Annotated in this window: 14 protein-coding genes, 5 pseudogenes and 1 CRISPR repeat array (1 of these 20 only partly in view); of the genes and pseudogenes, 5 read left to right on the top strand and 14 right to left on the bottom strand. The window is 41.0% G+C overall.

The window, feature by feature from the left end; translation table 11 throughout:
* Positions 1-53 precede the first annotated feature (53 nt).
* Both Xentx_RS09360 and Xentx_RS09355 read left to right on the top strand, forming a co-directional pair.
* On the top strand, positions 54-308 hold the full coding sequence (locus Xentx_RS09360) for a type II toxin-antitoxin system Phd/YefM family antitoxin (protein ID WP_074019983.1): 255 nt from the start codon (positions 54-56) through the stop codon (positions 306-308).
* A complete protein-coding gene (locus Xentx_RS09355) occupies positions 305-559 on the top strand; it encodes a Txe/YoeB family addiction module toxin (RefSeq protein WP_074019982.1) in 255 nt (84 codons plus the stop codon). The genes Xentx_RS09360 and Xentx_RS09355 overlap by 4 nt, the downstream gene beginning before the upstream one ends.
* A 56-nt stretch (positions 560-615) precedes the next feature.
* Here Xentx_RS09355 and Xentx_RS19545 read toward each other — a convergent pair.
* The 6 genes and pseudogenes from Xentx_RS19545 to Xentx_RS09330 form a co-directional block, all read right to left on the bottom strand.
* Positions 616-702 (bottom strand): annotated as a pseudogene (locus Xentx_RS19545) (hypothetical protein); the annotation flags it as partial.
* A gap of 47 nt (positions 703-749) precedes the next feature.
* The gene (locus Xentx_RS09350; RefSeq protein WP_074019981.1) at positions 750-2,021 is read right to left on the bottom strand and encodes a F390 synthetase-related protein; all 1,272 of its coding nucleotides are present in this window, start codon (positions 2,019-2,021) and stop codon (positions 750-752) included.
* Positions 2,018-2,824, bottom strand: coding sequence for an MBL fold metallo-hydrolase (locus tag Xentx_RS09345; RefSeq protein WP_074019980.1), 807 nt, complete (start codon positions 2,822-2,824; stop codon positions 2,018-2,020). Before Xentx_RS09345 ends, Xentx_RS09350 begins: the two co-directional genes overlap by 4 nt.
* A complete protein-coding gene (locus Xentx_RS09340; protein WP_074019979.1) occupies positions 2,817-3,836 on the bottom strand; it encodes an NAD-dependent epimerase/dehydratase family protein in 1,020 nt (339 codons plus the stop codon). The genes Xentx_RS09345 and Xentx_RS09340 overlap by 8 nt, the downstream gene beginning before the upstream one ends.
* Positions 3,833-4,831 carry a 3-oxoacyl-[acyl-carrier-protein] synthase III C-terminal domain-containing protein gene (locus Xentx_RS09335; RefSeq protein ID WP_074019978.1) on the bottom strand — a complete coding sequence of 333 codons (999 nt, stop codon included), beginning with the start codon at positions 4,829-4,831 and terminating at the stop codon, positions 3,833-3,835. The genes Xentx_RS09340 and Xentx_RS09335 overlap by 4 nt, the downstream gene beginning before the upstream one ends.
* An 838-nt stretch (positions 4,832-5,669) precedes the next feature.
* Positions 5,670-5,963: pseudogene (locus Xentx_RS09330) on the bottom strand (hypothetical protein); the annotation flags it as partial.
* 41 nt (positions 5,964-6,004) lie between these two features.
* Here Xentx_RS09330 and Xentx_RS19540 point away from each other — a divergent pair.
* Together Xentx_RS19540 and Xentx_RS09320 are read left to right on the top strand one after the other, a co-directional pair.
* Positions 6,005-6,350 (top strand): annotated as a pseudogene (locus tag Xentx_RS19540) (transposase); the annotation flags it as partial.
* Between the two features lie 134 nt (positions 6,351-6,484).
* On the top strand, positions 6,485-10,762 hold the full coding sequence (locus Xentx_RS09320; RefSeq protein WP_074019976.1) for an inverse autotransporter beta domain-containing protein: 4,278 nt from the start codon (positions 6,485-6,487) through the stop codon (positions 10,760-10,762).
* Positions 10,763-11,031: 269 nt separating this feature from the next.
* Here Xentx_RS09320 and Xentx_RS09315 read toward each other — a convergent pair whose 3' ends face one another.
* From Xentx_RS09315 to Xentx_RS09300, 4 genes and pseudogenes are all read right to left on the bottom strand, one after another.
* Complete coding sequence (locus Xentx_RS09315; RefSeq protein WP_139292465.1) at positions 11,032-11,961, bottom strand: hypothetical protein; 930 nt, start codon at positions 11,959-11,961, stop codon at positions 11,032-11,034.
* A 183-nt stretch (positions 11,962-12,144) separates the two neighbouring features.
* Complete coding sequence (locus tag Xentx_RS09310) at positions 12,145-13,683, bottom strand: hypothetical protein (RefSeq protein WP_074019974.1); 1,539 nt, start codon at positions 13,681-13,683, stop codon at positions 12,145-12,147.
* A gap of 547 nt (positions 13,684-14,230) precedes the next feature.
* Positions 14,231-14,305, bottom strand: a pseudogene (locus Xentx_RS09305) (IS200/IS605 family transposase); the annotation flags it as partial.
* Between the two features lie 53 nt (positions 14,306-14,358).
* Positions 14,359-14,562 (bottom strand): hypothetical protein, encoded by a 204-nt coding sequence (locus Xentx_RS09300; protein ID WP_074019973.1) that lies wholly within the window; start codon positions 14,560-14,562, stop codon positions 14,359-14,361.
* 104 nt (positions 14,563-14,666) lie between these two features.
* Between Xentx_RS09300 and Xentx_RS18795 the strand changes: the two are divergent.
* Positions 14,667-14,786: pseudogene (locus Xentx_RS18795) on the top strand (transposase); the annotation flags it as partial.
* A gap of 457 nt (positions 14,787-15,243) precedes the next feature.
* On the opposite strand, the gene potD reads toward Xentx_RS18795, so the two are convergent.
* From potD to potA, 4 genes are all read right to left on the bottom strand, one after another.
* Complete coding sequence (gene potD, locus Xentx_RS09290) at positions 15,244-16,296, bottom strand: spermidine/putrescine ABC transporter substrate-binding protein PotD (RefSeq protein ID WP_074019972.1); 1,053 nt, start codon at positions 16,294-16,296, stop codon at positions 15,244-15,246.
* Positions 16,297-16,499: 203 nt separating this feature from the next.
* On the bottom strand, positions 16,500-17,279 hold the full coding sequence (gene potC, locus Xentx_RS09280; protein WP_074019970.1) for a spermidine/putrescine ABC transporter permease PotC: 780 nt from the start codon (positions 17,277-17,279) through the stop codon (positions 16,500-16,502).
* Positions 17,276-18,136, bottom strand: a complete 861-nt coding sequence (gene potB / locus Xentx_RS09275) for a spermidine/putrescine ABC transporter permease PotB (protein ID WP_074019969.1) — start codon at positions 18,134-18,136, stop codon at positions 17,276-17,278. The genes potC and potB overlap by 4 nt, the downstream gene beginning before the upstream one ends.
* Positions 18,120-19,235 (bottom strand): spermidine/putrescine ABC transporter ATP-binding protein PotA, encoded by a 1,116-nt coding sequence (gene potA, locus Xentx_RS09270; protein ID WP_074019968.1) that lies wholly within the window; start codon positions 19,233-19,235, stop codon positions 18,120-18,122. The genes potB and potA overlap by 17 nt, the downstream gene beginning before the upstream one ends.
* A 493-nt stretch (positions 19,236-19,728) precedes the next feature.
* Positions 19,729-20,504: direct repeats of the CRISPR family, unit length 29 nt; unit sequence CGGTTTATCCCCGTACTCACGGGGAACAG (it continues 903 nt past the right edge of the window).

Here is a 20,504-nt window from a genome sequence, read left to right as displayed (position 1 = left end):
ATTATTGTACAAGTACAATAATAAGTACCTATGTATTTTGTGAGGTAATAACTATGAATGTTATGAGCTATTCCGCATTTCGTGCCCAATTAGCCAGCACTTTGGATAAAGTCAATGATGATCATCAACCAATCATGATCACTCGTCAAAACGGTAAGCCAGCGGTTGTACTCAGTTTAGAAGATTTTCGGGCTTATGAAGAAACAGCCTATTTGATGGCAAGCCCCAAAAATGCAGCTCGCTTAAACCAAGCAATCGCAGAAGTGGAAGGTGGTAAAACCGTTGAAAAGGACTTGTTGGAAGAATGATTTTATCTTGGGCAGAAACAGCATGGGAAGATTATCTTTATTGGCGACAAACCGATAAAAGCATTCTAAAACGGATTAATACTCTCATTAAGGCCATCAAACGACAGCCCTTTGATGGTCTGGGTGATCCAGAACCCTTAAAACATAACTGGTCAGGATACTGGTCCAGACGGATTGATCGTCAACACCGTTTAGTTTACAAGGTAACCGATACAGCAACAATTATTGTGCAATGTCGTTATCACTATTAACTACACACACCACTTGACATCCTCCTTGCCCTGAAGGACGCGGATTCCTACGGTGTTCAGACGGCAGTCTGACTCACTTCGGTAGGTTCCTGCTTCAACGGACGGCCTGACTGCACCGTTCCTCCACAAGCTAGCACGGCATTTGTTGACGGTTGAGTAATCCGTTTTCATCCAGTGCGATTACGTAGTTTCACTTCCTGATTATCCGGCGGCGCTTATTAAACAGATCCGGTAATATCGTCTGCGATACGCATTGCCATTCAATTTTATCGATATCAACTCCCTGTTTGGCAAAGTAGTCTGATAGCGCCGACTGGCACTGTTGGAGAACTTCAACGACACAATCTCCTTCCAATTTCAGAAAACACTCAGTCTGGGTTAGCCGATAATCACTTGTTAGCGGCAAGGTATTGGCAATGATCCGAGAACAAGGATCAGCGAAAAGATTTACTGTTCCTCCTGCCAGCGCAGGTAAAATTAGCTGATCATCATTGCGCCCTTCTATGCGCTCTATCGCCAATGCAGGATTGCCACAATCACACGGGGTTTTCTTCACCACCAAAATATCATCAAGCTTGTAACGCACAATGGGCTGGGTTTCCCGCGTAAAATCGGTAATGATCGGGTTAAAACGCAATTCATCGATCCATTTTGGCTCAATATGCAGAAACTCTTCATTAAGATGCAGCGTTCCATGTGAGCAGGTACATGCCAGAAACCCTTCCGTTGCCTGATAAATTTCTCCCACTTCCCTGAATACGGCTTTTAATAATTGTCGATCTTGCGGCTCCAGCACTTCTGCCACCGAGATCACTTTAACCGGCGGCAATGATACTTCGCCTTGTTGAAGCTTCAATGCCAGCGCACGCAATACTTGAGCCGGCGCTACGATAATCGTTGGTTGATATTCTACTAACGCTTGTACTTGCTGATTAAAATCAGCTAACAAGTCAAAAAAACGGAAGGATATCCAACGGTTCTGGACACTATCGTAGAGATTGTTCCCCGCCCGTAAGAACAGTGCAACTCGCTCACCATGAAATAAGCCATTTGGCAGCATCTTGGCAAGCATGGTTCCAGCCCAAATGCTCCGCTCTTTCGGGCTGGCAACAAAAATACCTCGCTGCCCTGATGTGCCCGATGACATGCCAACACTGAATTTGCCGACTGTCGGTTTGAAGTCCCGTGACTGTTCGCCCAGCCGCGCACATGCCAACAACTCATCGCGTTTGAGACCTACCGTATTCATCTGGTCGAAATTTTCCATCATGATGGCTTTATTCATAAGCGGGTATTCCGCCAACGATAAATTACCGAATGAGGAGAAATAAGGGCTTTTCGTCAGAACCCTATGCCTAAATCTCGCCAATTCTCGCCATTGATGTTGTTCAAGCTGCTGTCTGTTAGCAAATTTCCACCGTTTCCTGGCTCGCCAATAGTACCAAAGCGTCTTAAATATCATTCCAAATCTCCCTCATGGCATAGCTGGATAGGGATCTGCTTTTGATCAATTTGATGCAGTTTATTCAGTGTTTCGTAATAGGCACGGCTGTCATCCATAATAAGATTCGCCAATTTTGCAGGCCCACGCAGTTCACGGTAATTGGTCGGAGACCAGGCGGCATCCCCCGCCAACAATACCCAACCCTGTTCAGTCAATACACAAAGGCCAAGGTGCCCTGCCGCATGGCCAGGCAGAGGAACAATCATTATCTGTTTCTGGCTTTCTGGCACTACATAACCTTCCCCCAATACCGCTAATTCCTCTGGCAACGGACTGGTTTCAAACCCTTCATAAAAACTGGCTCTGGATTCGAAATCTTCCGGTATTAACCCGCGCACAAATGCTTTTTGCAGCGCAGCAATACCGCGTAAGTTACGGGTTTTCCGCCAACCTTCCCCCGAACAGATAAATTTGGTCTGCGGGAAATCTCGTAATCCGGCAATATGATCACCATGAAAGTGAGAAATTATGATGCCATCGATATCACGTGCCTGAATCCCTTCCTCTTTTAGTTGCATCACTAATGAGTCTTTGGTGTCAAAGTAGACCGGTGTAACCATGCGATATAATCGAATAATTCCACTGCGGGTATGATCGTAAAAATGGCTGGCGTATCCGGTATCAAGCAGCCAACGCTTATCATTACACTCCAACAACCACGCATGAGCTGGAAATTTGCATACGCGAAGACTAGCGCCTTTCAGTGCCATGCAACCGGAATGAGTGCAATATCCCACTTCAAAAACACGTATCTTAACCATGTGCACCCGTTTGCTGATCTGTCTGTTTTAGCCAGTTGGCCGTTAAATGAATGCCTTCTTCGATGGTATAAATCGGTGAATAACCCAGCTCTTTTTGCGCTTTTGAGTTATCCAGTGTCATGGAAAAATAAGCCGCCCCAATACTATAACGCGTCAGCAACGGCTCTTTTCGGGTTAGCATGGCAACACCTTCCAGTATTGCCGCAACGCCATATAGAAGTGGGTAAGGCAATGATTTGATCCGGTAATCAAACTGCATCTCGTTAAATAGCTGCCCTAAGATCTTCGCCAATGGCTGTGGATGTTGATTGGTAATGTTATATATCGCCCCACTTTGCAATCCTTCGCGATGAGTTGCCAACGACATGGCATGAACAACATTCATTACGTAAGTGAGATCCAGAGCATTCCTTCCCCCCGCAGGCAAGGCCATAACGCCTTTGCTGGCTTTAACCTGGGCCATCAAACGCGGCAACAACACCCTGTCATGCGGGCCAAATAACCCACGGGGACGCAAGATAATGTAAGTCGTATCAGGATAGCGGAGAACCTGTTGGCGTATGCTCTCCTCAGCCAGAAACTTGGTTCGGGCGTAATCATTGGCGAAATGCTGGCTACGCTGATTTTCGGTAACATGCTGTTGGTGTGAAAAATTAAAATACACGGCTGGGGTAGAAATATGGACAAATCGCTGAATACCACATACTCCTGCTGCCTGTGCCAACGTATGTGTCGCAGCGACATTGATACGTTCAAACTCATCAGGATCGCCCCAGGGAGAGGATTTGGCTGCACAATGCCAGACTGCATCACAATCTGACATCAATTCGATGGCTTCACCCTCCGTTAACGTCGCCAGTTCAGCGCGACGAAACTCTACACCCAATTGAGTCAATAGCTCTCCTGCCTGCGGGTCACGTCCGGTTGCCACCACCGTCTCTTCATGGGATAACAGGTAATCAACGGCATTACGACCTAAACCACTTGTCGCTCCGGTTACAAGAATTTTCATGGTCTTAGAATCATCTCACTTAATGAAAGCCCAGCCGCTGTACCAAGCAACATGACATAATCACGGCCATGATAGCGATCTGTAATGATAGCTTCATGCAGCGCACTGGGAATTGATGCTGCAACCTGATTACCACGATAACGATAGATATTCACAAACCTCTCATCCTTGATATTCAATCGCTTAAGAATATGTTTCAATCCCAAATGACTTGCCTGATGAGGTATCACTGTATCGATATCGGACATTGCAAGATTGGCACTATCCAATACACGCGCTGTAAATTCTTCAATCAATGAAGCAGTCAATTTAAACAGCGGCTTACCTTGCATCTGGAACAGAAAGTCACTATCTTCCATGCCAGTACGCAGATTTTTGCGGGTTCCGCCAGCCCGAATCTCACATAATTCGAGACCTTCTGGATAGGTTTCATGTTTGTAGGTAACAATCCCGCTTTTTCCATCCCCCCTTTCAACGATCATACAAGCCGCCCCATCACCAAAAATCAGTGATGATTCTTGATGTGACCAGTCAATACCACGGGAAGCCATTTCAGAGGAGACGATGGCAATCCGCCGATACTGTCGGGTTGCTAACAATCCACTGGCAACATCCAGGGCAGAAATAAAACTCACACAACTTGAATTAATATCAAAACAGGCAGTTCCGGCCTTTAATCGACTCTCGTTTAAAATATGTGCTGCGGAATAAGGTAAGGCTTGAATCGGGATAGCAGAAGCTGAAATCAGCAGATCAATTGAATCTGGCGAAATTTGATGTGTTTCTAAAGTATTATGCAATGCATCTACGGCTAATTTAGCTGGAGATGCTTCATAACTTGAATGATAGCGATACTTTATTCCAGAATGTTTTTCCACAAAACCCTTCGGTTTATTGAGTTTCAAATCTAAATCGGATGAATACACTTTATTTTCTGGTAAAGCAATACCAGACGCAATGATCTTTAATGGGATCAATTCATTTATATTTTTCATTTTTTATAACTTCCAAGTGTTAATTTTTTGTTTAAATTCGTTGTCAGAATATGAAATGGATTCTGAATAGGGTGAGAATAAATGATTATTTATCAGATAGCCGATTAAACAGGAAGTATATATTTATGATACATCATATTATTAATTTGAAATATTCAATGTAGTTATATGAAAAATAAAAAGTTTTCTCTATTCATCATTTCAACATCATAAAATTTTTTTAATGAATAAAATATATTATGAGATTTAATCATGGCGTTTGTTGTCCATATGTAAAATAAAGGTCAATGTTAATTGACAAATAAACCCACTTAATATAATTAATGGAAAATAGTCATTTTTAGTTTTTGTTTCATCAATTAATCAAATAAATACAATTACCCTAAAATTTTTAATCAAAATTAATTCAATATTTTTATTTTTTAAATAAAAGGAAAACATCAAATTTTCAACATATATATATTTAAAAAATAAAAATACCGAGATTATTCTTCTGAATAAGGGGTTATGTATTAAATAGTTAGATGTATTATTAAAAATAGTTCTCACGCTCAATGAAAGTACCAATCACTTTATCGTGCATACATGGACTCCCCTTGTTTGCCAAACAATCGTTTGTCATGACTAGAACCAGGTTAAGATTGCAGCCATGCACTCAGATTTTAGTTGAGGCCGTCTCCTCTGTCTCTGATGGAATTCGCTGACCAAGCTCTTATCATTTCGGCGCGCTATAAGCGCTTGCACGGCACCAGAGTTTTCTGATCACGGTCCGACCTGCCTTGCCATCACTTTTCGATTACCTGTGCAATCTTTGGAAATTACTTTTATATGGACTCCTTTATTTGCACTTGATGATTTTAGTCGTCTGTGTTTCCGGGTTCCCATAATCCACCTCAAACTCCCTGCCATGAACCAGCAACGCCCAGATAATCCTGGCATTTTTATTCGTCAGCTCCACCACAGCAATATTAGTATTGCGTCTCGACAACAGGCTATTCAGCCAGTTTTCTGTTCGGCCGATTTTCTCTTTTACGTACCGTACCACCGCTCTTGCCCCATGAACAAACAGTGTCCGCAAATAATTGTCACCCCGTTTGCTGATCCCCCGCAAGGTTGACTTCCCCAAACTCGCTCAATAAACCACGAATGACATTGACTTGAGCTGCGATCCCTTTGCTTGATGGTATTGGCATACAACGCAAAAATGGTTCTATGAAACGGCGGGGTAAAGCCGTCTTGGCTGATAAAGGTTATTCTGGAGGAAAATTCCGCAGTTACCTGAGAACATTGAAAATAAAGAGCATCATTCCTTATCAAAGTCAATGAAAGAGGAAAGAGTGATGGTCGTACTCAATTTGATAAACACGCTTATCGTAACCGTAATGTTATTGAACGTTGTTCCGATTTTCTCAAAGGAAATCGACGTATCGCAGCCCGTTACGAAAAAACAGCCCGAAACTATCTGTCTATGGTGAAATTAGGCTGCATTCGATTCTTTTACAGACGATTATATAATTAAGGGACACATACCTAATGTGAAAGAACTTTTGAAAATATTCTGTACAGGTACTAAGATTACTAAGTTAATGTATTAAAGAAAAAGAAACCAAATTAAAATGTCAGTATGGATGGCTATCTAAGGAGTGCTGATATATGTCATCATGTGTAAAAAAAATAATTTTTCTGATTATTCTCTTCTATACATTACTTATGCTTTCAGCAATGACTAGCGCTTCGGTTGAACATAGTGTGCAACCAAAAAAGCAGGAAACCTATTTAAATAATACTTATGAATCTGATACTTATAAGATTATTCATAACAATATGCAAATCGCTAGGAATATATTATCTTCTTCGCCTTCAGAACTCAAGGAAAAAGCAACTTCTTATGCGCTGGGTAGATTTAACAACACTGTTTCATCCGAAGTGAAAAAATGGCTATCTCAATTTGGTACAGTAAAAATTAATTTCGGATTAGACAGAAAATGGACACTAAAAAATAGCTCATTCGATCTATTATTACCTCTCTATGATAATAAAACCAATTGGTTATTCTTTTCTCAATTTGGCTATCGTAATAAAGATAGTCGGGATACTGTGAATTTTGGTTTAGGCGGACGTTATTTTTATCAGAATTGGATGTATGGTTTGAATACATTTTATGACTATGACATCACTGGTAAAAATAGACGAGTAGGGTTAGGAAGTGAAATTTGGGGTGATTACATTAAACTTTCTGCTAATGCTTATTATCGTTTAAGCGACTGGCAACAATCTCGAAATTTCCAATATTATCATGAGCGCCCTGCAAATGGTTATGACATTAATGGGGAGTTTTACCTGCCTTTCTATCCTAATTTAGGTACTAAGCTGAGTTATGAGCAATATTTTGGCGACAATGTGACGTTATTCGATCGGAAAACTAAACAGAAAAACCCCGCACTAGCAAAAATTGGTTTAACGTATACTCCAATTCCATTAATAACCATCGGTACGGATTATAAACAGGGAACAGGAAGCCGTACTGAAATACAATTTCTGGCAAATTTAAATATCAAATTAGGCTCTTCATTGAGTGAACAATTATCACCAGATAATGTCGCTTCAATGCGAACATTAGTGGGTAGTCGTTATGATTTAGTGGAGAGAAATAATAATATTGTCCTTGATTACAGAAGTATTCCGATTGCCCAATTTTCTTTACAGAAAACAACAGTGGTGGGTTATAGTCGTCAACAGGTTAATATCCCAATAAAATTATCTGCTGATGCATCAATCAGAAAAATTCATATTTCTGATGGAAAAGAAAAAGAAAATTTTGAAAAAAATAAAGGAAAAATTCTTGTTAATTCCAATGAGGTTCAGGTAGTACTGCCTGAATTTTCATCCGGCAAAAATGAAACAAATATCTATACATTTTATACTGTTGCTGAATTAAGCAATAACCAAAAAACAGAACCACAGCATATAAAATTAATTGTCAAACCTTTTGAAATTTATCACGGAAATGAGGCTAACTTCACCCCATCAGGTCCATTACCTGCGTCAGGAGATACAAAGGATGGATATACGTTTAATCCTGTTATTACTTTTGATACATCTGATAAAGTACCATCAGAAATAACAATTGATAATGTTCAATGGGTAACCGAACCTCCTGCAAATAAAAATTCAGGGCTTGAATTTCATCCTCAATATAAATTCGAACAAGTAAAAACAGATAAGAATGGATCTTTTCTCAAAGATGATCGCGTTATATTAACCAGCACAAAATCAATTAAAGATGTAAAGGTTTATTTAGTCATGGATGGTCAACCTAATAAATTAGTGGGAACGGTAAGTTTTACTGACAATACCCAGAGTTATCAAATTAAAGAAATTGAAGTCACTCCTGACGGTGATTTAACCGCTGATGGTGAGCAAACTTACACCTATAAGGCGCTTATTATTGATAATGAAAAGAATCCTGCAATAAACAAAAAACTCTCTGAAGTAAACTGGAATATAGATAACCCTGTTGATGGACTAACTTTGCACGTGCCAAAAGGCGAGATACAAACAGACAGCGAAGGGAAATTAAAAGCAACGCTGACCAGTAATAAAAAAGCGGATGGAATATGGATTTCACTTGCCATTGAAAAACAACCCCCGGTAAAGGCACCACGGGCAGTATCTTTTAAGTTGGAAAACATCAGTGTGCAACCTGATAGCGCTAAACCTAAATCAGTTCATGATACTTATACCTATACGGCAATTATTACAAATACTGAGGGTAAAGCAGAAAAAGGTAAGACCGTGCAATGGGGCTTGTTAGAAAGCGTTCAGGGTGTCACTTTGGAGCCTGTTACAACAGTCACTGATGGTGATGGAAAAGTCACGGCCAAACTCACGAGTTCTGTTGCTGCATCAAATATTATTGTGACTGCTTCATCCGGTGGAAACACCGGGAAAGCACAGCAGCCTGCAAACTTTGCATGGCCAATCATTCACAAACCGATAGTTACACAGAAGAGTGGCGATGTGAGCAATGATGGAAGTGATGCTTATACCTATACGGCAATGGTCTATGAACCGGATGGCACTACCATTTATACCGGACAAAAAATAAAATTTGAATGGCGTCTTCAGCAACCAACAGGGGACAAAACAACTTATCTGAAAACGTCAGGAGCAGTTACCACCTCACCCAAAGGAGAACTCACAAATAATTTGGTCAGTTCCCATAACCCACCGATAAAAGATGCTGTAGTTTGTGTTGCTATTGCCGGTAATCGTGCCCCTGAAAATGGGCAACAATGTGCAGACAAAGTTTCTTTTACCAAAGAAAATATCAGTGTGCAACCTGATAGCTTTAAACCTAAATCAGTTCATGATACTTATACCTATACGGCAATTATTACAAATACTGAGGGTAAAGCAGAAAAAGGTAAGACCGTGCAATGGGGCTTGTTAGAAAGCGTTCAGGGTGTCACTTTGGAGCCTGTTACAACAATCACTGATGGTGACGGAAAAGTCACGGCCAAACTCACGAGTTCTGTTGCTGCATCAAATATTATTGTGACTGCTTCATCCGGTGGAAATACCGGGAAAGCACAGCAGACTGCAAACTTTGCATGGCCAATCATTCACAAACCGATAGTCACACAGAAGAGTGGCGATGTGAGCAATGATGGAAGTGATGCTTATACCTATACGGCAATGGTCTATGAACCGGATGGCACTACCATTTATACCGGACAAAAAATAAAATTTGAATGGCGTCTTCAGCAACCAACAGGGGACAAAACAACTTATCTGAAAACGCCAGGAGCAGTTACCACCTCACCCAAAGGAGAACTCACAAATAATTTGGTTAGTTCCCATAACCCACCGATAAAAGATGCTGTAGTTTGTGTTGCTATTGCCGGTAATCGTGCCCCTGAAAATGGGCAACAATGTGCAGACAAAGTTTCTTTTACCGAACCTTATACTCTAACGCTTACCGTTGTTCGCCCTACATCAACACTTGAAGGTAAGGCGAATCAATACACATTCATCGCAACGATAAAACGTAAAAAAGATAATGGGCTGCAACCAGGTGTACCGATAAACTGGAGCACATCATTACCTGTTCCTTTAGCGCAGGAACCCCATCTGATTACTACACAGGAAAATATAACCAATTCGCAGGGGCAAGCAACTTTCACGATGTACAGTAATAATGGAGGATTTGATAAAATTACAGTCACTGCTGCGACTGATAACAGTTTTCCAGCTTCTAAAGATGAAACGGTAAAAATCACTGCGAAACCTAAAAATGACGATAATCGTATTTTACTTAATAAGTACAGCAGAAAGAATGGCATAGCCACAAACCGAGATGGAGTACTTGCCCATGACTTAACCTTTGGCTGGGATAAATTGACGTTTATACCTAACCACAAACGTGATGATTCTGAAACTGTTGGTGCTAGAGGTTATCCAGTCTACAGTTCAAACAATGAAAATATAATTGCTGCTGTTAAAAACGATACAGGTAATGGATATTTCGAAGTGAAAGCAGCGGGTAGTACAACAGTAGAAAGCCGCTACACATTTTCTTCAGGCCGTTACCTTGTATATCAAACAAATATAGCCATTAATAAGATGGTATTTGCTGATACTGGAGGGAGTAGTGGTAATGCTGTAACCTATGTGTGGCCACCTGATTATCGATTCAGTCCTGCTATGCGTTGTACGACGGGGACACCAGTGAAAATGACTGATATAGCCGATAGCATCACAAAGCTTGTGAATCAGGGCGCAGATTTAAAAGCCGCAGGATTAATTGGTGATATCGATGGAATTGACTATGTTGGAGCAAACACCCCTGAATATACACAAGCTTATCCATTAAGTTCATTAAGCTCATCACGTAAGGATAGTTTATTTATTTTACTCTGCTATAAATAATTAACCTTATATATTTGGTCATGACTTCAAAGCGTTAATTTGATATTACTATGCTTTTTTAGAGGGGGATTATCCGGCGTTTTTTGGACGAGTTTTCTCATCTGTCGCCGTTTATTTCGAGGAATTGGTGGGACGATAGGCATAACTCAGTCCTTCCTTTTTGTGTTTTTTTGGTTTTGCGATTAAAAAGTTCACAAAAATAGGACTGAGTTTCTTTGATTTGCCTACTATTTTGAAAAGCTATTTAGCCAAATTAGATGTGTGAAATTTTAATTTGTATCAGACATGAAATTAAGTTCCACACTATCATATATACTGCTATCACTCTCTAGCATAGCAAAAACAGTTACAGACTCTGTTTCATTATCTATGACTTTCATTATTGCCTGACCTCGTGGGTCAGTAGATGCGTCAGCATATTGGCCACCACTCATGAAATTAGCTGAAGTAATTACATCATTTGGAGTCATATACTTTACATTATCGCCGCTGGTAGGAAATTCATTATTTCCAGAGCAATGAGTCCATTTTCTATTGTTAAGTGAATATTTAAATACGAATTTATTATTTGTATACATAAGAAAATCAGGAGAAGGTTTACTGGTTGTAGAAATATATGTATAATAGCCAGCGTTAGATTGGATAATAATATAAGAACCATCTTTGGCTGTGGCTGGCAGTATGATAAGTGGTGACCAATTTCCATCACTCGTATTTATATATGTGTAAAGCTCAGGATTGCTAGGGATACGCGTAGCGATATAAAATTTGACACCGATATTTTCTTGATCGTTACTTAAGGTCGCAATTACACGATTATCTGTTATCTCTTTCAAAGAAAGAGAAGGGGTTGACGTAAGTTCAGAATTAATTATTTTAACATAATCTGGCTCAGAATAACCGATATTAGCGACATCAGTTACTGTATAAGTAACAGTGTAATCCTCATAAGATAGACTAGAAAAAGGTATTTTTATATGTATAGTAAAGGGAACGGGATTCTCTATAAAATAATACTCAGCTTGGACACCATTCAATAATATATTTAGTTTTTCTTTTGGTTTTTCAGTATCAAAATGATCAATAACAACCAGCATAAAATCATTTTCCATTTTACTAACATCAATAACCCCGTTTTCGTCTTTTTGTGGCAGCGTGGGTTTTTTAAGAGGGTTGTTTTTTTGAATTATATTCATCATTTTTTCCATTAAAATTTAAAATAAAACTTCAGTTAAATATAAGCATGAAAATAGATCTTCTTGCATTCACATATTATTTAGGATAGTCATTTAACAATGTATTGTACCTCCCACCTCGGAAAGTGAAGTGGAACCCTGTAGAGGTATTATCCACACTACAAGTTATTAGATAATTACTAGTACTTAATCAGAATCCAAAGGAACGGTATCAAGAAATCCCATCCAACTCTTTGAATATTCTTGTTGACCACTAATATAATATATATACATAGGCGAAGGGTTACCATCAAGATCTGTATGAACGTTTAATAACTTATTTTTATCAATATTGATCTGAACATGGCCTGCGTGGACATCCTTATCCGCTATAGTTATTGTATTTAACTGTGGATTTTCAAAAAATAAACTACCTGTATTAGGATTATATGCATTTATGGCTAAATAGAGTGTAATAGTATCTCCTGATTTTACTTGATTATCACCACCAACGGGAACAACACATACCACCCCTTGATTAACCGACTCTATACCAAAGACAGTATATTCTTCAATTTCACCTCCCATGCCATCCGAAATTGTAACCCGTTCTAATTTTCCTCTCGGTGGCCGATAATCTATGCTATCAGCCAATTTAAAAAGTAAATCTTTTGATCTGTAGGCATCCGTCCCTGACGTCACAATATAGTAATACAGAGTATTAGTTTCAAGTGCGGTAAAAATATTATAAAGGACCTTAAAAGGTTGGTCGTTAAGAAATCTGTTACCATATATTTCTGACGTGCATAGTGTAGCTGCACTCTGACTACCGACATCGCTCATAATATACACAGTGTCGTTTGGTTGAATCATATCGGATCTAGGTATTCTAACATTAAATTTGTTATCGCTTATATTTGATGGAGGATATATCTTATCTCCACTCATATTCTCAATTATAGGTGCATCCATATTGTCAGAAGGAAGAATATCTTTTGTAATAAACAAGGCCTTTTGTGTGGATTTAGCTGTTTCATCGCCAATAATTGTAGAAATATTTATTTCTCTTACATATGGTTCAGTCATTTTTTTGGGAAAGAATTTTATCTTAAGATTACCATCATCACCCGTATTAATGTAATACATATTGTTATTAAAAGGGAAAATCTCTGTGTTGCCATCATACAAACGTATATAGTTTATATTATCTACATGTAATGCAATCTGGCAATTTTTCATCACAGTGTTATCTTTTTTTCTCGGATATATTACCACATTCAAGTGTGCATTAGTATTGTCATTAGGTGTTGCTCCATCAGCTACCGGGGTCAAATCTTCGATAAAACTACTACCTATAACTATCGGGTTTAAGGATGATAGGTTAAGGTCTTCTTCTTTATGTTGATGTTGCTTACAAGTAATAGTCTGTTTAATATTAGAGTTAGCAACATTAGTTGTAACTTCTAACTTGATATCTGATTTATCCGTACTGTTTTTTACTTTAACAATATACGGTATTTTTATTTTATTGTTCGTAACATCAACATCTTTTTTTCTATGATTATCTTCATAAACCTCTATTTCCACATTAGGATTATTTGATATGTTTGTAAGAGTAATATTACTACCTGTAACTACCTTATGTTTTTTATCTCCAGTATAAGTGGGTATTATAATAATACTGGAACCTTGAAAAACATCAGTGCCTTTAAAATCAATAGTTAAGCTTTCAGAAGTAGTACTCATATTATTACCTTTTTATATTGTTAGTGAAATATTTATCAAGAGGAATCGGGTCATGTATTGAATGGTTATAAACGTAGTTTTCACGCATCAATAAATACATTCATCACTTTGTCATATATTTCTTCCGGTTTGGAATAGCCAATCGTTTTTTTACAATAAAAAAGACAGAAGCATATTATAACAACTAACTATTCAATACATGCATATCTTACTGATATTTTTAAACCAGATTACATTCAAACAAATAGGTGTCAATACATTAATATAAAAAAAAATTATATATTAAAACCCTTTAACTACATTCTCTAATAGACTTTTTCTAACAACATAACTGAGTAAAAAGCGAACAATATAACGTCTGATAGGTATGCCGTTATGATTGCTCGCTTTGTGAGGCGATATTGGTCATTAGTATACTACAGCCGTACCCCATATTATGTCATGATGACTGTTCCTTCTTTATAGTGATAGGCTCAACTCAACACCCACCGACTCAAGTCGGTGGGTGATTAACGGATTGAAAGTCCGGATACGCATCGGCTGAACGATGCGAAAACTCTTCAAACAATTTACTCGCTGTCCTTCCCTTCAATCTTCTCATGATTTCTGAGGGCGCTAATGTCGCTGTCTCTTGATCACATCTATAGCTCAAGAGACTGTGCAAGCAAGTAACCCTCAAGGAGGCGCTTTGTGAAATTCTTCAATCAGCCAACGTTTTTCGTAGTAATCGAGAATACACTTGGCATCTTCTTTTGTTTTCACTGGCTCTGAGGTCAGAATGTGCCAGCTCAAGCCGTCATGATTTCCCGTTTCTTGACAACCGACAGAGTACAACGGGACAGAGTCACCGATTTTATTTGCAGGGATTTTTACGGTCACAGCCGCATAACGAACTTCGCAGTGTGCATCACGCGCTTTTCGTCCCGCTTTTTACCTAACCTGAACCGTTCTCGTATCCGCATACGCCAAAGCGCCACTGTATTTTACTTTCTTCACAATTGGGAGATGGCCGATAATATGCCAAAAGTCGTGATCTTGCCGCATCAACAGGATTAGTTCCCAAGCAATATAGCACGGGAGGAAAAAATACCCTGCTGGAGATTCAACCTTTCATATGGAAGAATAAAAATACCGAGATTATTCTTCTGAATAAGGAGCCTCTGTTCGGAGGTATTTAATCGTTCTTAACCGCCAGACCTTTTGTTACTATTGCCAAAGGACATATACAGATAATACTGTCAGTATTGACTCAACCAAAATCCGTTCATATACTCAATTAAAACTAAAACGTTTTAGTTTAAAAATTAAAGGGCTACGACACTGTCAACTGTCTAAAAATGTCGCGGAGCGATATATCCACAGCCACGCAAGTCGTTGGCAAAATCAATGCTGAGAATCTGCGTGCAGCACATCAGATACTCGAAAACGGTCACACTGTTGGAAAATTGGTATTAGCCGGATTCTGACTGAATCCAACCTTTAATATTTTTGGCGAAACCTTATTGATCATTAAAAAAGGGGAAGCCAAAGCTCCCCCAGTAATTCAATTTGGATTTCAGATCACTGACTTGCTTTCAATTTTTGGAAGTACTCTTCGTACAGGATATTGGCATTGCCAACATCGCTCTGCCATTCGCCTTTTTTGATCACAGCTTCATCTGGGTACAGGGTCTTGTCCTCTGTCATAGATTTTGGCAGTAATTTTTTCGCTTCCATATTCGGCGTTGGGTAACCAATTTTCTTGGCAACCTGCGCCGCAATTTCGGGACGCAACAAGAAATCGATCAATTCCATCGCGCCATCGACATTCTTGGCATTCGCTGGTATAGCCAGGCTATCCATCCAGAAAATTCCACCCTCTTTCGGCCAAATAATCTCAACCGGTGTACCCGCCTGACGCGCAACATAAGCAGAGCCGTTCCACATCATACCGATATCCGCCTCACCTTCCATAAATGGGTTGGCTGGGTTGTCAGAGTTAAATGCCAGTACATTGGGCATCAGTTTTCTCAGTTCCTGATAAGCGGCCTCAATCTCTTTCGGATCAGTGGTATTACCGGAATACCCTAATTTCAGCAACGCCATCTGGAAGACTTCACGTGCATCATCAGTCAGTACTAAGCTACTTTTGTACTCTGGTTTCCAAAGATCAGCCCAAGAAGAGAGGGACTTGGGATCAATATTATCTTTATTGACGCCAATCGCCGTGGCACCCCAAATATAAGGGATAGAGTAATCGTTATTCGGGTCAAAAGACTTATGGAGCAGGTTAGGATCAAGGTTATGGAAGTTGTTCAATTTACTGGTATCGATTTTTTGCAACATCCCTTCCTTACTCATCTTTGAGACAAAGTAAGTGGATGGAACTACTAAATCATAAGCGCCGTCTTTATAGGTTTTCAGCTTGGTGTACATGCTCTCGTTGGATTCATAGGTGGAATAAATCACCTTAATCCCAGTTTCTTTAGTGAACTGGTTAAGCAAACCAGGCGGAACGTATTCAGTCCAGTTGTAGAAATACAGCGTCTTGCCATCATCAGCGGCAGCGGCATTCACCGAACCAATGCTTAATGCCATCATCCCAGCGGCTAACAGACAGAACCACTTTTTCATGTTGTTTTTCATGTCGTGTTTCCCCTCGTAGTTGGTGCGTTAGTATCATATATAGGTTCGGCGTGAACCTATCCCCGAAAAGGGGGCTATTATAAAAGTGACATTTAATGGGGTAAAGCGACTTATTTCTTGCTGAATCGGTGTATATGAAAGAAATTCTGAAATAAAAGCGTGGCCAACCCACAACCACGCTTAAAAGAAGATTAAGACTTACCTGTGCGATCACGCATCACAAATTGGCTAATCATCACCAAAACTAACGACATAACTAATAAAATCGTTGCCAATGCGTTCACTTCCGGCGAAATTCCCACTTTTACCATGGAATAGATCTTAAGTGGCAAGATTTCATAGCTTGGCCCTGTCACGAATGAAGAAACAACCACATCATCCATCGATAGGGTAAAACTCAGTAACCAACCGGCCATAACCGCCGGCATCGCCAGCGGCAGGATGATTTTCCGCAGGATAGTTAATTCACCAGCCCCCAAATCACGCGCTGCTTCCAGCATTTTGACATCGAAGTCTTTCAGGCGGGAGTAAACCGTTATCACCACAAATGGCAAACAAAAGGTGATATGCGAAAATAGTAGTGACCAGAATCCCAATGAGACACCAAGCAGCATAAACAGCACCAGCAATGAAATCGCCATCACAATATCTGGCGACATCATCACGACAAACAGCATACCGCCAACAAACTTTTTGCCACGGAATGAGTAACGATACAAGGCGACCGCCGTCAGGGAGCCAATTAAGGTGGCAAACGTGGCGGAAGTTACCGCCATCGTCAGGGAATGGCCTGCCGCTTGGAGCAGGCTATCATTGGTGAATAGCAGGCTATACCATTCGGTGGTAAAACCCTGCCAGCGAATGCCAAAGCGTGATTGGTTAAACGAGCTTACCAACAGGATAATAATCGGGATATACAGGTAAGCATAAACGATGGTCATGAAGCCACCGCGCAACAGGCGTCCGATCATTCCAGCTCCACCTTTTTGTTCAGTAGCTTAGCCGCACGATAATAAACCAATAACATCAGCCCCATTACCAACGTTAAGCAGATGCTGGTCGCCGCGCCAAACGGCCAGTCACGGATGTTGAGAAATTGGCTCTTAATCACGTTACCGATCAGCAGGTTCTTTGCCCCACCCATCAAGTCAGCCACGTAGAACAGCCCCATCGCTGGCAGCAATACCAGTAAACAACCAGCGATAATGCCCGGCATGGTCAGTGGCACAATGATGCGGATAAAGGTTTGCAATTTCCCCGCCCCCAAATCGCGCGCCGCTTCCAGACAAGATTTATCCAGCTTCTCAATACTGGAATAGAGCGGCATCACCATAAACGGCAGCAAGATGTAAACCAAACCCAGTATAACCGCCTCAGGGGTATACATGATGCGCAACGGTTTATCGATAATCCCCACCCACATCAAAAAATCATTCAAATATCCGCGGGTACTGAGGAACATCTTTAAACCATAAATACGGATTAACGAGTTCGTCCAAAACGGTACGATTAACAGGAATAGCATCAGAGGACGCAGTTTCTTCGACATACGAGCCAAGAAAAAAGCGAATGGATAGCCAATCACCAGACAACAGAGCGTCGCTACAATCGCCATATTCAGTGAATGCAGCAGCACCTCGGCATATAGCGGATCGAACAATCGGCTATAGTTATCCAGCGAGAATATCATCTGCACTAAATTGGCATCATCACGGGTCAGGAAGCTGGTTCCGATGATCATCAGGTTCGGCAAAAAGACGAACAGCATCAGCCAAGATACGATGCCCGTAATGACGATATTCTGGAATAGTTTACGCGTCTTCTTCATCGACCAGCACAACCTCCCAGCTTTCTACCCAAGTAACGGCAATCTTCTGGTTCAGGGAATGGTCAACATCAGGATCGTCTTCGTTGAAGAATTCGCTCACCATGACCATCTTGCCATTTTCCATTTCGACCACGGAATCCAATGTCATCCCCTTGTAGTTACGCTCACGAACATAACCAATCAGACCCGATACCTGTTCACCGTTGTTGATCTCTTCCACGCGCAGGTCTTCCGGGCGCAGCAATACTTTCAACGTTTGCCCTACCATCACTGGCAACGACGTGAAAATATCACATTCGTGGCCTTCGACATTGGCGCGTATCCGCTGCTCATCAATACGATAGAGCACTTCAGCATCAAAGATATTGATTTCGCCGATAAAGCGGGCAACAAACAGGTTTTTCGGCTCTTCGTAAATCTCACGCGGAGAGCCATCCTGTTCAATGCGCCCGTCACGCATAACCACGATGCGGTCTGACATGACCAGAGCTTCTTCCTGATCGTGGGTCACGAAGATAAAGGTGATGCCGAGCTTACGCTGGAGCGCCTTTAGCTCATTTTGCATCTGCTTACGCAACTTGTAGTCGAGTGCAGACAGAGATTCATCCAGCAACAAAACTTTCGGTTTATTGACAACCGCACGGGCAATCGCCACACGTTGCTGTTGGCCGCCGGAAAGCTGGGTAGGTTTACGCTGGGCAAACTCTTCAAGCTGAACCATACGCAATGCTTCCTCAACACGCGGAGCAATCTCTTTTTCCGGTGTTTTCTGCATCCGAAGCCCAAAAGCAACATTTTCAAATACAGTCATGTGAGGGAATAGGGCATAACTTTGGAAAACCGTATTAACATGACGGTGTTCGGCGGGGATATCGGTAATATCCTGCCCTTCCAATAAAATTTTGCCGCTGTCTGCATCTTCTAGCCCTGCAATCAGACGAAGTACTGTGGTTTTGCCACAACCGGATGGCCCAAGAATGGTCAGGAACTCGCCATCATTGATTGTCAGATCGAGCTGTGAAATAACTTGTTTACCGTCGAAGCCCTTACTCAAGGCTTTCAATTCAACGAGTGGTGTCAGAGAGGTGTTCTCAGTCATTTATGCTATCATCTATCCCTTTGAATAATGCAGATAGAACCGCCACGGGAAAAGACTGTGTTAGCTAGCAGGAGGCATCATTTCTCCGCTAAAGCTCAAAGCCAGTGGCGCCGGTTGAAAATACGAAGCGCGCATCATAAACGCAGTAAGCCCAAATTGAAAGCTGAAACAATGACAATATGTCATTTTTTATTACTATTTTATGAATGATAACAATGTACCCTATTTTGCTCCGAATTTTACCGAATGGAAATAGTTTACTATAGGACGCTTTCAACCATTTTTAATCTGTCTTATTTTCAATAGGATCTAACATATCCCTTCCATCATGCTGGAAACTCGCTATTCCCTTATACCTCAACGACTCAACGATATTTTTATAGCGATACAGATTATCAATAAGTTGCAAAGATTAAATAGAGATGAACACTATTATTTATTTCCGTATGCATGGGGAGCAGAATGGGGTTGATCTCGGTGGATTCGAACCTGACGATTTATCCCCGTACTCACGGGGAACAGTTTTGGGCAGCTCAGGCATCGGAGGCGGTGATCGGTTTATCCCCGTACTCACGGGGAACAGTGCGAAATAGCACCGTGCGAAACCCCAACTAACGGTTTATCCCCGTACTCACGGGGAACAGCCAATTCTAACATTAAAACTTCCATTCATGGGCGGTTTATCCCCGTACTCACGGGGAACAGCAGGATCGCCGCCTCTTTGCCGTCTGCTGAGGCGGTTTATCCCCGTACTCACGGGGAACAGTGACGATATTCGGCGTTGTAGCCACATGAGACCGGTTTATCCCCGTACTCACGGGGAACAGCCCGCCTGGATCACCATAATCTTGATGATAGGCGGTTTATCCCCGTACTCACGGGGAACAGGCACAAAGAAGCCTATAGCGCACTAGAAAACTACGGTTTATCCCCGTACTCACGGGGAACAGGTGGATTATTATTGTACTTATGGTACAGACAGAGGTTTATCCCCGTACTCACGGGGAACAGGTGGATTATTATTGTACTTATGGTACAGACAGAGGTTTATCCCCGTACTCACGGGGAACAGTTAAACGCTCTTGTTCCGTATTAATTTTTTTGCGGTTTATCCCCGTACTCACGGGGAACAGCCCAGATGTAAGATCTTGTCCCAACCTATGGGCGGTTTATCCCCGTACTCACGGGGAACAGCAAAGGATTAAAAAATAGAGTATCTTCAAATACGGTTTATCCCCGTACTCACGGGGAACAGCTGTTTATAGTTTT

Origin of the sequence: Xenorhabdus thuongxuanensis, assembly GCF_001908095.1 — a bacterium.
Classification (GTDB): Bacteria; Pseudomonadota; Gammaproteobacteria; order Enterobacterales; family Enterobacteriaceae; genus Xenorhabdus; species Xenorhabdus thuongxuanensis.
The sequence above is the reverse complement of the archived record's forward strand: the minus strand, read 5'-3'. Positions and strand labels throughout refer to the sequence as shown.